Below are 12602 nucleotides of genomic sequence, written 5' to 3' on the forward strand. Positions count from 1 at the left end.
GACATGGTCCGCGCCGTGCTATTGAGCTGCGCGGCCGCGGCCGAGAGGCGCCCGATCATGGCCCCGGCCGAGCTCTCGAACCGGCTGGCCAGACCATCCAGCGCTGTGGCCCGCTCCAGCTGGACGGCACGCTGCTGCTGCTGCTCGACCGCCAGCTCCTCGGCCCGCTGCAGCCCCAGACGAAGGGTTTCCGCCGCGCGTGCCAGGCGGCCGATCTCGTCGGCCCGATCCCGATCCGCGATAGGCGAAGCCAGGTCCCCTTCCGCCATGGTGCCCAGCCGCGCCGTCATGCCCAGCAAAGGCCGCAGCACGGAGCGGCGCACGGTGGTCAGCGCGATCAGCCCAACAACCAGCACGGCGCCGGCGGCACCCAGTCCGAGCAGCAGCGTCAGCCGCTCACCCCTGGCGTCCAGTTGGGCGGACAGTTCGTCCGCCAGGGATTCGGCGGCTCCGGCACTGTTCTCCAGCGCCTCGTTCAGGGCGCGGCGATTCGCGCGGTTGGCTTCGTTGTTGCCTTGCACATTGGCGGCGGCAGGCCCTTCCGCGAGGCCAATGCGGATTGTCTCGGTGCGGTACCGAACAAAGGCGTTGGTGGCATCCTCCACCCGGGCGAACTCTGTCTGCCGCGACAGCGGCACCAGTGGCCGCCATGCGGCGAGGTCGCGCTCCAGGCGCCGCAGCGTCGCTTCCATCGGCGCGGCAAAGCGCCGGGCATCCTCGGCATCGCGGGCATGGTAGATGCCACGCGATTCGGCCACCACCGCAAAGATATGGCCGTTCACCCGCTCCGCCAGCCGTGCCGCACGGGCGGCGCGCGCCGCGTCGGCCGAAGTGACCTGCATGTCCTGCAAGGCCCAGCCGCCTGCACCGGCGGCACCAAGGGCTGCCATCGCCAGCAAACCCAGCAGCATGTAAAGTCGGGCACCGAGAGATCGGCGCAGCATGTCCGGCATTGAATGATCTCTTCCCCGCGCCCCTTCGAGTGAAGAGGTCCGGCGTCAGAATGCATCGTTCCGGATGACGATTGAGTTAACTGCGCGCTGCGGCGCCCCTCAATAACACTGTCTCGATTAGCTGCATTTGTTGCACCGAATTACACTAAATGTTGTTAACCTCGGACTGTCCTACTTCGGGCCAGTCGGCCCGTGAACCGGCAAACGGAAGCATTGCAATGCCTAAGGGAACGCCCGTGGCCCGAACCAGCCCTGATCCCGTGGCGCCACCCGCGCAGCGCTGGGACTACCTGGACCAGCTCCGGGCCATCCTGATGCTGGTCGGCATCCCGTACCATGTGGGGCTCATCTACGCCTCGCATGCGGCCTGGATCATCGACTCGCCCGACGAGTCGATGCTTGTGACCGGGTTCCTGCAGTTCAGCCACACCTTCCGCATGCCGGTCTTCTTTCTGCTCGCCGGCTTCTTCAGCATGCTGATGATCCGCCGGCAGGGCGTCGGACGATGGTTCCAGGGGCGGCTGTGGCGCGTCGGCGTGCCGCTGCTCACCTCCTTGCTGCTGATCAGCCCGCTGATCGTTCTGGCCACTGCCACCGCGCAGGGCGGCTTCGGCTACGCCTTGGCCGGATTGCTGGCCGAGGCGCGGCATCCCACCGAAAACTGGACCGTGCATCTCTGGTTCCTGATTTATCTGCTGGCCTATTGCGGCTTGCTGGCGCTGGTCTGGCAGATGCGCGGCCCACTGCGGCTGGAATGGGCGATCGGTGCGGCGCAGGACGCCTTGGAGCGTCGCCCCTGGCTTGGCTGGCTGGGGCTGTTCGGGCTTGGCATCGCCACCCTGGGCACCGCGGTGGTGGCGGCCGCACTGGAAGCAAGCTACCTGCTCGGCAACATCATGATCCCCGCGCTGTTCATGGCAGACCTGCTGGTCTTCCTGGCCGGCGCGTTGCTGGCACTTCGGCTGTCCTGGCTTGAGCACTTCACCCGCCCGCGCCCGGTGATCTGGGTGCTCGCTGTTGTTGCTGCCACGGTGATGTCGGTGACGCAGCCGGAAGAAACCGCGATTGCCCGCATCGTTACCTATTTCCTGATGCCCATCGTGGGCGTTCTGGCCGCGCATGTGCTGTTCTCCGCGGCACGGATGTGGCTCGATCGTTCCACCGCCTTCTCGCGCGAAATGGTGCAGGGTGCGATGAGCATGTACCTGGTGCATGTCGTGTTTGTCTGCTGGCTGGGACTGGCCTTTCTCTATGTGCCGCTGCCGGCGCTGGTGGAGTTCGCGCTGATCACCGTGGTGGCCTTCGCCGCTTCCTGGGGCTTCCACCGCTTGGTGCGCCGGTCGCCTCTGCTGGCCCTGCTGTTCAACGGTGTGCGGCCGGCGGTTCGTGCCCCGACCCTTGCCGCGGCACCTGGACAGGTCCGGGGCAACGAGGCTTCATGACCCTTGCGTGACGCGGTCGCCACTTGGAACCGCTTCCTGTAAGGGCCATGGGGAACGGTGAAAGGGGTGACCTGCCGTCCCCGGCACGGGCCCCTCCTGGCAGGAGGCCGGCATGGCGCGCACCCCGCGATCAAACAGCCCGCGATCAAACCCCAGCCGCAGCGCCGATCCGGCGCACCCGGATGAGGCGGCTCTGCGCCGCTTCATCCGCAGCCAAGGTCCCGACTACCTGCGGCAACCCAATGTCACCTCGATCGGCATTGGCCACAAAGTCACCGCCGGGCGCGATACCGGGCGGCTCTGCGTACAATTCACGGTGGGGCGGAAGCTGGAGCCCCAATCCCTGGAGGCCGAGCGTCTCGAAAGCTTGCCAGGCAGCATCACCATCGATGGCGTCGAGGTGCCCACCGACGTGCTGGAGCGCCGCTACAGCCCTGCCTGGCGCTTGGTGACACCGGAGCGCATGGCCAAGGATGTCCGCAAGCAGCGCCTCGACCCCGTTCGCCCGGGCTGTTCCATCGCGCATGAGCGGGGAACGGCCGGCACGCTCGGCGCCATTGTCTATGATCTGCAGGACGGTTCGGCGCTCGGGCTCTCCAACTGGCACGTCCTGCATGGTCCGGAGGGGCGTATCGGCGACCGCATCGTGCAGCCCGGCCCGTTCGACAACAACCGCACCGAGCGGAACGGTGCGGGGCGACTGTTGCGCAGCCATCTGGGTGCTGCCGGCGATTGCGCGGTAGTGCGGCTGGAGGAACGGGGCATCGCGCCCGAGATCATCGGGCTCGACGTCGCGCCAAGGCAAGTGGGGCAGGCCGAGCTCGGCGATACAGTGGTCAAGTCGGGCCGCACCACCGGCGTTACCCATGGCCGCGTGGCGCGCATCGAGGTGATGGTGCGGCTCGACTATGGTGGGGCCACCGGCTTCCGCAACATCGGCGGCTTCGAGATCGGCCCCGATCCGCGCCATCCCGCAGCCGATGGCGAGATCAGCATGGGCGGGGATTCCGGCTCCGCCTGGATGGCCAGTGACGCACGCGGCCGCTCGACGGATGTGATGCTCGGCCTGCATTTCGCCGGGGAAAGCGACGGGCAGGGCAGCGACCATGCCATCGCCTGCCAAGCCCACGCCGCGCTGGAGAAACTGGAGGTCAGCCTGGATCGGCCCTCAGCCGAGGCGGTGCGTCAGGCTTCCGGCCTCGGCTTCGATCCCCGCTTCCTGGAGGACGAGATCGCCCTGCCAAAGCCGGGCCCAACCCTCGCCCATGATGTGCTGGTGCTGGAGGATGGCGAGACAGCGGTGCATCACACGCATTTCTCGCTGTCCATGAGCCGTGCGCGCAAGCTGGCGCTGTGGGTAGCCTGGAACATCGACGGGCGCTCCCTGAAGGGCTACGGCCGCAAGGGGCTGGATTTCAGCAACGATCCCAAGGTGGACGACGACCACCAGACCGGTGACAGGCTTTATGCCAACAATCGGCTGGATCGCGGGCATCTGGCGCGGCGGGCCGACCTGGTTTGGGGGCCGGATGCCGAGGCTCAGGCCGCCAACCGGGAGTCCTTCTACTTCACCAACATCACACCCCAGCACCAGGGCTTCAACCAGAGCGGCGCGGGCGGGCTGTGGGGCCAGCTGGAAGACGCCATCATGGAAGAAACGCGGATCGACCGGTTGCGCGTCTCCGTCGTGGCCGGGCCCCTCTTCGAGGATGAGGATCCCTCCTATCGCGGCGTGCAGATCCCACGCGCCTTCTGGAAGATCGTTGCCTGCCGCGATGCGGACCGGAAGAACCGGCTGGTGGCGCGCGGCTTTCTGCTGACGCAGGAGGACCTGCTTCACCGCCTTGAGGGCCTCGGCCTCGATGAATTCCGTCTTTACCGGGTTCCGGTGCAGGAGATCGGCCGCCGCACCGGGCTGGATTTCGGCGCGCTGCGCCTGGCGGATGAACGGGATGGCGGGCGCCGGACCCGCCGAGAAGCCGTCGGTGCCGGTATCACCGAGATCCGGGCGCGCGCCGACATTCCTGGCTGATGCAAAGGCTGACAGCTGTCACCCTGGTGTCAGCACCGGGAGGGTGGCCGGGGCGGCGGCCGGCGGAATCGCCAGGCGGGGCACTGCCGCGATCAACTCACGCGTATAGGCCTGCTGCGGCTGCTCCAGGATCTGCCGGGCCGTGGCCATTTCCACGATCCGCCCTGCCCGCATCACGGCAACACGGTGGCTGATGCGCTCCACCACCCCGATATCGTGCGAGATGAACAGGCAGGACAGCCCCAGACTTTCCTGCAGCTCCCTCAGCAATCCCACCACCTGCATCTGCACCGAAACGTCGAGGGCGGATACGGCCTCATCCGCCACCAGGATGCGCGGGTTGAGGCTGAGGGCGCGGGCAATGCAGAGGCGCTGCCGCTGCCCGCCGGAGAACTGGTGCGGATACCGTTGCAGGCTGTCGGGTGGCAGGCGCACCCGCTGCAGCAATGCCTCCGCCCGGGCGCGCCGCTCCTCCCGCTTCATGCGCGGCTCGTGGATGGCCAGGGGTTCGGTCACGAGCTCGAAGGCGGAAAGCCGCGGGTTCAGCGACGCATAGGGATCCTGGAACACCATCTGGATCTCCCGGCGAACCGGCCTCATGGCACGGGGGCCAAGCCGGGTGACGTCCCGCCCGCCGATCTCGATGCGTCCGGCCGTCGGCTCGATCAGCCGCATGACGGCCCGCGCCGTGGTGGACTTGCCGCAGCCGGATTCGCCGATCAGCGCCAGCGTCTCGCCCTCATGCAAGTCGAAGGAAACGTCGTGCACCGCGTGTACGGGCCCGCGGGACGTGGCGAAGCTCTTGCCCAGCCCACGCACCGACAGGACGGGCGCCGTGCCGCGCGGAGCCGGTGCCGGCCCGTCCTGCCCGGGCCGGGGCGCCGCATCCAGCAGGGTGCGGGTATAGGCGACACGCGGCCTGGCCAGCAGCGCCTCGCGCGATGCATCCTCCACCACTTCGCCTTGGCGCATCACAATGATCCGGCTCGCCACCTGCGACACCAGGGCCAGGTCGTGGCTGATGAACAGGATGGCCGTGCCCGTTTCCTGCTGCATCTCGCGCATCAGCGCGACAATCTGCGCCTGCACCGTGACGTCGAGCGCCGTGGTCGGTTCGTCGGCGATCAGCAGACGTGGGCGGCACAGCAGGGCCATGCCAATCATCACGCGCTGCCGCATGCCTCCCGACAACTCGTGCGGGTACTGCGTGAGGCGGCGTGCCGGCTCGGTCATGTGGACCCGGTCCAGCATGCGCCGCGCTTCCTCGGTCGCCATGGCAGCTGAAAGCCCGCGATGCAGCACCAGGACTTCCGCCAGCTGCTTGCCGATCGTCTGGATCGGGTTCAGCGAGGTCATGGGCTCCTGGAAGATCATCGCCATGTCGCGGCCGCGCATTGCCCGCAGCCGAGGCTCCTCCAATGCAGCGAGATCGACCGCCTCCGCGTCATTGGGCCGGAAGATCATGCGGCCGCCGGTGACGCGGCCGCCTTCCCGGCCGATCAGCCGCATGACCGACAGAGCGGTGACCGACTTGCCGGATCCGGACTCGCCCACGATGGCCGCCACCTCGCCGGGCTGCACGGCGAAGGACACGCCGCGCAACACCGGCTTGGCCGCATCCGGCCGGCCAAAGGCAACGGAAAGGTTCTCGACGCTGAGCAGGGGGGCCATGTGCCTCAGGCTACCTTGGACAGCGGCTGAAAGGCCCCAAAGACCGGCAGGCAAGGCATCGGCCGGCGCGCCGTGCGCGCCGCGTCCAGCCTTGCCGCGAAAGGATCGAGACCAAAAACCTCCCAGTCGATCCGCGTATCGAGTTGCATCAGCCCCCAGGCCGCCGCAGGGTCCGGCGTGGTGGTGGAGACCTCCACAAGCGATTGCAGCGTGAAGTGGGGAATCGAATCCACCATCGTCAGGCTGTTCCAGTGCACATGCCCGGCGACGCAGGCCACCGGCACGCGCGCGCGCGCCAGCACCGCGCGGATACGCTCGGTACCGGGATAGCGGGAGATGGCCGGATTGCGCTCGAACCAGTAATTGCCTGTCATGTCATGGCCTGACAGCGGCACGTGGCTGGCGATCAGCAATGGGCGGTCCGCCTCGCGCACCACCTGGTCCAGCCACATCAGGTCAGCCTCCTGCAGCAAGAAGCCCTGCGGGCGGAGCAGGCAGGTGTCTGCGCGCCACATCGCCACCTTCCACGCACCCGCCTCGATCACGCGATGGCCAAGCGGCTGCCCGAGGATGGCCTCGTTCTCCGCGACGCTCAGATGGTCGCGGTCGTGATTGCCGTTGATGTGCAGGATGGGCGCCTCAATGGTGGCGAAGGCCTCCGCCACCTCCCGCTCCAGTGCCAGGTCGGTGCCGTGGTCACGGTCGCTGATACGGTCTCCGAGGTCGAGCACCAGGTCGGGCTTGGCGTCGGCGACAAAGCGGGCGAATTCCGCCATCAGGTGCAGTGCGGCACTGCCCTTCTTGGCAAAGCTGTCCTCGCCATGATGGATGTCGGTGACAATGGCAATGCGGGTCATGAGCGGCTCTCCTCAGCCCATCGCCACGCGGCCGGCGCGGAAATCCAGCACATAGGGGATGTGACCGGGTAGGGGACGCCATGAAACGTTGCCCCGCATGGCAAACGATTCGTAGGGCTGGTAGAGCGGCAGCACCGGCGGGTCATCGGCGATCGCCTGCATCAGCTTGCCGTAGCTGTTCTGTCTCGCGGCAAGGTCGGTGGAGAAGCGGAAGCGCTCCCACTCCGCGACATATTCCGCATCAGGTTTGAAGCGGCCTTCGGTCACCGAGTTCCCGGTCGGTCCCCACATGGTGCCGAAGCAGCCGGCCGGGTCCGGGTAGTACATCGGGTTGGACCAATTGCGCGCCATCATGGTCGGATCGGTGCCAGTCCACGCATCGCCGACATTCAGTTCGATCTTCACGCCGACGGCGCCCCACATCTCCTGGATCGCCTGCGCCGCGACAAGCCCGTTGGTGTAGTACATCGTCGCGGTATCGTAGCGGATGGGGAAGCCGTTGTAGCCGGCCTCCCTCAGCAGGGCCTTCGCGCGGTCCGGGTCATGCGCAAACGTCTTCAGCTCCGGCATGGCAAGTGGACCGAACTGCGCCATGGCGTGGGTGTGGGGCACAACGGCCTTGCCGTCCCACAGCGCGGCGTTCAGCGTGTCGCGGTCCACCGCCAGCGACAGCGCCTGCCGCAGCTTTGCGCTTCGCATCTTCTCGTGCTGCGTGTTGAAGATGACGACGTGGAACAGCGGCGTGACAAGGCTCTCGACCCGCAATGCGCGGTTGCCGGCGACGGTGGAGAGCTGGTCCGGCGGCAGGTTGGTGATCAGGTCCACCTCGTTGTTCGCAAGCGCCGTGATGCGCGCGGACAACTCCGGGATGCGGCGGATGGTGACGCGGCGGAACGGCGCCTTCTCGCCCCAGAAATCGTCGAACCGCTCGTAGACCACGCGCTGACCGGGCACGAACTCGGCGATGCGGTAGGGGCCTGTGCCCACAGGCTTCAGTGCGAAGGCCTCGAACGCCGCGTTGCCCTCGCCCAGAGAGGCGATGTAGCGCTTCGGCACGATCATCAGCTGCTGCGCGTTCAGCAGCGTCTCGAAAAGCGGCTCAGGGCGCTTGGCCGTGACGCGGATGGTGGTGTCGTTCAAGGCTTCGGCCTTCGCCATGTTCGGCACCGTGTCCCGCTGCCGCACCGTGTAGGGCGGAAATGTCGCGTTGATGATGCGGTCCAGCGAGAACACCACGTCTTCGGCGGTCATGGCGCCGCCATCGTGGAACTTCACGCCCTGGCGCAGGGTGAGTTCCATCTCGGTCGGAGAAACTTGCTTCCAGGCAGTGGCCAGGCCGGGCTGCCAGACGCTCTCGGCTCTGGTGTGGTCCTTGCCGATAAGCGGGTCGAAGGCATTCCAGTAGAATTGCGAGCCGACATTGGAGAAGTCTCGGCCGGGATCCAGCCAGGGCGCCAGGTTCTGTGCGCCGACGCGCAGCTCGCCGGGCGCGGCATGCGCGTCGCGCGGCATGGCATGCAGGCCAAGGCCCGCCAGCGCGCCGAGGCCCAGGGTGCGGCGTGTGAGCATGATCGGTTCCCTTTGTTCAGCGGTCGCGAAGCCGCACGTCGAGACGGTCGCGAAGATGGTCGCCCAGCAGCATGACGGTGAGCGAGACGATGACGATGAGCAGCCCTGGAGCGGCCACGATCCACGGGGCGGAGGCCATGTAGTCGCGCCCCTGCCCGACCATGGAGCCGAGCGTCGCTGTGGGCGGCTGTACGCCCAGGCCGAGGAAGGAGAGCGCCGATTCCAGGAGGATGAGGTTGGAGAAGTTCAGCGTGGTCATCACCACGATCGGCGAGGCGATGTTGGGCAGCATGTGCACCCTGGCCAGTCGCCAGCCGGACGCGCCGGCGGAGCGCGCGGCCTCCACATAGGGCAGCTCACGCAGTGCCATGATCTGCGCCCGGACGAGGCGAGCGAAATGAGCCCAGTAGGCGATGCCCAGCACCAGAACCAGGACCGGAACGCTGCTGCCCGCCAAGGCGATGACCACCAAAGCCACGAGAGTGAAGGGCAGTGACAACTTCACATCCACCAGCCCCATGATCAGCGCATCGGCGATCCTGCCGCCCAGCGCAGCCGCCATGCCGAGCAGCGTGCCGATGACGAGGCCAGTCAGTGTTCCGAACAGCGCCAGGAACAGGCTGAGCCGAAGCCCGTGCAGGCAGCGCGACAGCATGTCGCGGCCGAGCTGATCGGTGCCGAGCCAGAAGCGGGGATCGGCGCGGTCGAAGCCCAGCGGCGGGCGCAGTCGCGCCATCAGGCTTTGCCGGTCGGGATCGAGGGGCGCGATGGAGGGTGCGAGCAGCGCCAGCATCAGCAGCAGCAAGGCCAGGGCGCCGGCGGCCAGCATCGGCCAGTCTGCATCAGGCAGGCGGAGGCGTGGCGGGGAAGCGGAGCTCGCGGTGCTCACCGGATCGTTTCCGCCAGACCAACGCGCGGATCGATGGCGGCGTAGCCCACATCGACCAGGATGTTCACCAGCACCACCGCGCCCGCCACCGCCAGCACGCCGAATTGCAGCACCGGGTAGTCGCGTTGCAGCGTGGCACCCACAAGAAGATCGCCGATGCCATGCCAAGCGAACACCGTTTCTACCACCACCGCGCCGGAGACCAGCGTGGTGACCTGCAGGCCAAGCGCGGTGATCACCGGAATCATCGCATTGCCCAGCCCGTGACGCAGGATGGCCTGCCCCTCGGAAAACCCCTTGGCGCGTGCGGTGCGCATGTAGTCCTGCGACAGCACGTCCAGCATGGCATTGCGCGTGTATCGGGCAAGGGACGCGATAAAGAAGGCTGCCAGCGTCACCGTCGGCATCACATAGTGCGCCAGCGTGCCGGAGCCGGAACTGGGCAGCCAGTGCAGTGAGAAGGAGAACACCAGGATCAGCAGGATACCGAGCACGAAGTTGGGGGTTGCATAGCCCAGGAAGGCCAGGAACAGGATGGCGCTGCCGCGCGCCCGCTTGCGCCAGATGGCGGCCAGAATGCCGGCTGGCACGCCGGCTACGATGGTGAGCGCCAGCGTCGCCAGCAGCAGCGATGCACTCTGCGCGACACGCTCGGCGAAGATTGTGGCCACGGGCCGTCGCTCGGCCAGGCCGAGGCCGGCATCCCCCTGCAGCAGCGCGGACCAGAAGCGCAGGTATTGCTCGTGCAACGGCCGGTCGAGGCCCCAATAGGCAATCATGGTCTGGCGCGATGCCCCGTCCAGCCCTTCCGGCATGAGGAAGTCGATGGGATTGCCGCTGAGGCGGGTGGCAAAGAACACCACCGTCCCAATGACCCAGAGGGTCAGCAGAAGGCGCAGCAGCCGTTTGGTGAGGAAGCGTGCCATGTACCCTTCCTGCGGTTCAGGCTCTGGCGCCCCGTCTAGGGCCGCAGCGTGACAGGCGCGTGACGGCTGCGCTGCGGTTCGGTGAATTGGCCTCAGGATGACTTACCGATTATGCTGAGGAAATCTCATTCACTGGAGGTCATGCGACACGATGCAACGGATCCTGGAGGCACGCGGGGTGCTGCTGGACCTCGATGGCACGCTGATCTCGGGCGACCGGGCTCTGCCGGGCGCGGCGGCGCTTGTGGCCCGCATCGGCGCGCGCTGCGCCATTGTCTCCAACGATGCGGAACACACGCCGCTCCAGCTGTCGCGGCGTCTTGCACAGCTCGGCTTTGCCCTGCCGGCCACGCGCATCCTGCTGGCCGGCGCGCTGGCCGTGGAAGCCGTCGCGACCGAACACCCGGGCGGGCGGCTTCTGCTGCTCGCCAGTGCCGCGCTGCAGCGCCATGCGCGCCGCCAAGGCTTGGTGCCGGTTCAGGAGCATCCGGACGTCGTGCTGCTGGGCCGCGACCGCCGCTTCAACTACGACAAGCTGCGGCAGGCGGCGAACGCGGTGCTGCGCGGCGCATCGCTGGTGGTCTGCAACCCTGACCGGACCCATCCCGGACCGGGCGGCGCGGTGGTGCCGGAAACCGGCGCCCTGCTCTCGGCGCTGCTCGCCTGCACAGGCCCGGTGCCGCATCGCATGATCGGCAAGCCTGGGCCGGCCCTGTTCCTGGAAGGCGTGGCGCGGCTCGGCACCAGACGGGAGGAGACGGTGATGGTGGGCGACAATCCGGCAACCGATGGGGTGGGCGCGACGCGCCTCGGCATCGGCTTCGTGCCGGTGCCCGCCGGCGGCTTCCTGGACCGTGCGGCCTGATGCCCGGCCCGCATGACCGCCGCGGCGAAGCCAGCGCCGCGCTGTTCACCGGCGCCATTGAGAAGCTGCGTGCCTTGCGCCCCACCATGCCCGCCAAGGCCGGCCGCATCGCCGATTTCATTCTGGATCATGTGGAGGCCGTGGTGACCATGTCCGTCACCGAAGTCGCCGATCGCTGCGGTGTCTCGGAAGGCAGCGTCATCGCCCTGTGCCAGAGCATCGGCGCGCGCGGCTTCCAGCAGCTGAAGCTGGCCCTGGCGCGCGAGGTGGTGCAGCCGGTGCAGTTCATCCACGAAGATCTGGCGCAGGGCGACGACACGGCGGCCATCATCGGCAAGGTCTTCGGCAGCGGGCAGCAGGCCCTGCAGGACACGCAGAAGGTGCTGGATCTCGCCATGCTGGATAATGCGGTGGCGACCATGCTGAAGGCACGGCGGGTGGAGGTGTACGGCATCGGCAGCGCCGCACCGATCGCCGAGGATGCGCATTACCGTCTGCTGCGCATCGGCATCGAGGCCAAGGTGGTCACCGATTCTCATGTCATGGCCATCAGTGCGGCGCTGACGGGGCCGGATGTGGCGGTGCTCACCATCTCGCATTCCGGCAGCACCATTGAAACGGTGGCGGCGGCGCGGCTGGCCAAGGAGGCCGGCGCCACCACCATCTGCCTGACCAATTATGGCCGCTCCCCGCTGTTGGCGCATGCGGATATCGTGCTGCACACCATGGCCCGGGAAACCCGCTTCCGCACCGAGGCAATGACCAGCCGCATTGCGCAGCTGGCCGTTGTCGATGCGCTGATCGCCAGCCTCGCCATGCACCGCTACGACCGCAGCGTGGCGACGCTGGAGCGTACCTTCGAAGTGCTGTCGGCCAAGCGATTGTAGCACCGGCACCGCGGTCGCAACTATGGCATCCCTGCGGCGGCGCATGCCTCTTTGCCGCCCGGAGGAAGGGACATCCTGCCACCTGCCGTGTCCCGGCTTTGGCGGGGCACGTTTCGAGGACCCCCGCCATGCCGTTCGACGGCGCCGATGCCCCACTGCCTGACCTGCCTGACGGTGCCCCTTTGCCCTTGGCCGAGTTTCTCACCCTTCTGGGCCGCCACCTTCCCACGCTGCAGGCACGAACCGACGGCCCCGACCATGCCGGCACATGGTGGCTCGACCTGTGCTGGCAGGGACTGACCCCGGGTGTGGCCTGGACCGGCGCTGCTTTCACAATCTACGGGCCCGGCCCTACCTTGCCGGAACGACCGAATGCGGCCGTGGCGGATGCCGCGGCGGCAGCCAGGCGCCTTGCCCGGATGCTGCAATCCTGGAGGGTCAGCGTCCGGCAATAAGCCTGTCCCCTGATCGTTATGACGGCTTCGTCTCTCTTTCATGACATATTGGTTAA

General features: G+C 67.5%; 11 protein-coding genes. 5 read left to right on the top strand and 6 right to left on the bottom strand.

Annotated elements, in window-relative coordinates; genetic code table 11:
• Positions 1-953: HAMP domain-containing protein (locus ACFOD4_RS07575; RefSeq protein ID WP_379595339.1), on the bottom strand; the 953-nt coding region annotated here is incomplete at its 3' end.
• 236 nt (positions 954-1189) lie between these two features.
• On the opposite strand from ACFOD4_RS07575, the gene ACFOD4_RS07580 reads away from it, so the two are divergent.
• Entirely contained in the window at positions 1190-2395 is a 1206-nt protein-coding gene (locus ACFOD4_RS07580; RefSeq protein ID WP_379595340.1) for an acyltransferase family protein, read from the top strand.
• A gap of 112 nt (positions 2396-2507) precedes the next feature.
• Entirely contained in the window at positions 2508-4427 is a 1920-nt protein-coding gene (locus ACFOD4_RS07585) for a DNA/RNA non-specific endonuclease (protein WP_379595341.1), read from the top strand.
• Positions 4428-4445: 18 nt separating this feature from the next.
• Here the strand turns inward: ACFOD4_RS07585 and ACFOD4_RS07590 are convergent, their stop codons facing one another.
• Genes ACFOD4_RS07590 through ACFOD4_RS07610 form a run of 5 tightly spaced genes read right to left on the bottom strand, consistent with a single transcriptional unit; the run spans position 4446 to position 10339 of the window.
• On the bottom strand, positions 4446-6098 hold the full coding sequence (locus tag ACFOD4_RS07590) for an ABC transporter ATP-binding protein (RefSeq protein WP_379595342.1): 1653 nt from the start codon (positions 6096-6098) through the stop codon (positions 4446-4448).
• 5 nt (positions 6099-6103) lie between these two features.
• Complete coding sequence (locus ACFOD4_RS07595) at positions 6104-6955, bottom strand: metallophosphoesterase family protein (protein ID WP_379595343.1); 852 nt, start codon at positions 6953-6955, stop codon at positions 6104-6106.
• A gap of 12 nt (positions 6956-6967) precedes the next feature.
• Complete coding sequence (locus ACFOD4_RS07600) at positions 6968-8524, bottom strand: ABC transporter substrate-binding protein (protein WP_379595344.1); 1557 nt, start codon at positions 8522-8524, stop codon at positions 6968-6970.
• A gap of 16 nt (positions 8525-8540) precedes the next feature.
• Positions 8541-9413 carry an ABC transporter permease gene (locus ACFOD4_RS07605; protein WP_379595345.1) on the bottom strand — a complete coding sequence of 291 codons (873 nt, stop codon included), beginning with the start codon at positions 9411-9413 and terminating at the stop codon, positions 8541-8543.
• Positions 9410-10339 (bottom strand): ABC transporter permease, encoded by a 930-nt coding sequence (locus tag ACFOD4_RS07610; RefSeq protein ID WP_379595346.1) that lies wholly within the window; start codon positions 10337-10339, stop codon positions 9410-9412. The genes ACFOD4_RS07605 and ACFOD4_RS07610 overlap by 4 nt, the downstream gene beginning before the upstream one ends.
• Before the next feature lie 151 nt (positions 10340-10490).
• Between ACFOD4_RS07610 and ACFOD4_RS07615 the strand changes: the two genes are divergently transcribed.
• The 3 genes from ACFOD4_RS07615 to ACFOD4_RS07625 all read left to right on the top strand — a co-directional run bounded on the left by ACFOD4_RS07615 (position 10491) and on the right by ACFOD4_RS07625 (position 12546).
• Entirely contained in the window at positions 10491-11204 is a 714-nt protein-coding gene (locus ACFOD4_RS07615; protein ID WP_379595347.1) for an HAD-IIA family hydrolase, read from the top strand.
• Positions 11204-12091 (top strand): MurR/RpiR family transcriptional regulator, encoded by an 888-nt coding sequence (locus ACFOD4_RS07620; protein ID WP_379595348.1) that lies wholly within the window; start codon positions 11204-11206, stop codon positions 12089-12091. The genes ACFOD4_RS07615 and ACFOD4_RS07620 overlap by 1 nt, the downstream gene beginning before the upstream one ends.
• Positions 12092-12219: 128 nt before the next feature.
• On the top strand, positions 12220-12546 hold the full coding sequence (locus ACFOD4_RS07625) for a hypothetical protein (protein WP_379595349.1): 327 nt from the start codon (positions 12220-12222) through the stop codon (positions 12544-12546).
• Positions 12547-12602: the final 56 nt, after the last annotated feature.

It is taken from the genome of Teichococcus globiformis (genome assembly GCF_042646265.1).
Classification (GTDB): Bacteria; Pseudomonadota; Alphaproteobacteria; order Acetobacterales; family Acetobacteraceae; genus Pseudoroseomonas; species Pseudoroseomonas globiformis.

What these genes read in the sequence shown, in the direction of transcription:
- ACFOD4_RS07585 (WP_379595341.1), top strand. Translation starts at nt 2,508, where the DNA reads ATGGCGCGCACCCCGCGATCAAACAGCCCGCGATCAAACCCCAGCCGC.
- ACFOD4_RS07590 (WP_379595342.1), bottom strand. Translation starts at nt 6,098, where the DNA reads ATGGCCCCCCTGCTCAGCGTCGAGAACCTTTCCGTTGCCTTTGGCCGG.
- ACFOD4_RS07595 (WP_379595343.1), bottom strand. Translation starts at nt 6,955, where the DNA reads ATGACCCGCATTGCCATTGTCACCGACATCCATCATGGCGAGGACAGC.
- ACFOD4_RS07600 (WP_379595344.1), bottom strand. Translation starts at nt 8,524, where the DNA reads ATGCTCACACGCCGCACCCTGGGCCTCGGCGCGCTGGCGGGCCTTGGC.
- ACFOD4_RS07610 (WP_379595346.1), bottom strand. Translation starts at nt 10,339, where the DNA reads ATGGCACGCTTCCTCACCAAACGGCTGCTGCGCCTTCTGCTGACCCTC.
- ACFOD4_RS07615 (WP_379595347.1), top strand. Translation starts at nt 10,491, where the DNA reads ATGCAACGGATCCTGGAGGCACGCGGGGTGCTGCTGGACCTCGATGGC.
- ACFOD4_RS07620 (WP_379595348.1), top strand. Translation starts at nt 11,204, where the DNA reads ATGCCCGGCCCGCATGACCGCCGCGGCGAAGCCAGCGCCGCGCTGTTC.
- ACFOD4_RS07625 (WP_379595349.1), top strand. Translation starts at nt 12,220, where the DNA reads ATGCCGTTCGACGGCGCCGATGCCCCACTGCCTGACCTGCCTGACGGT.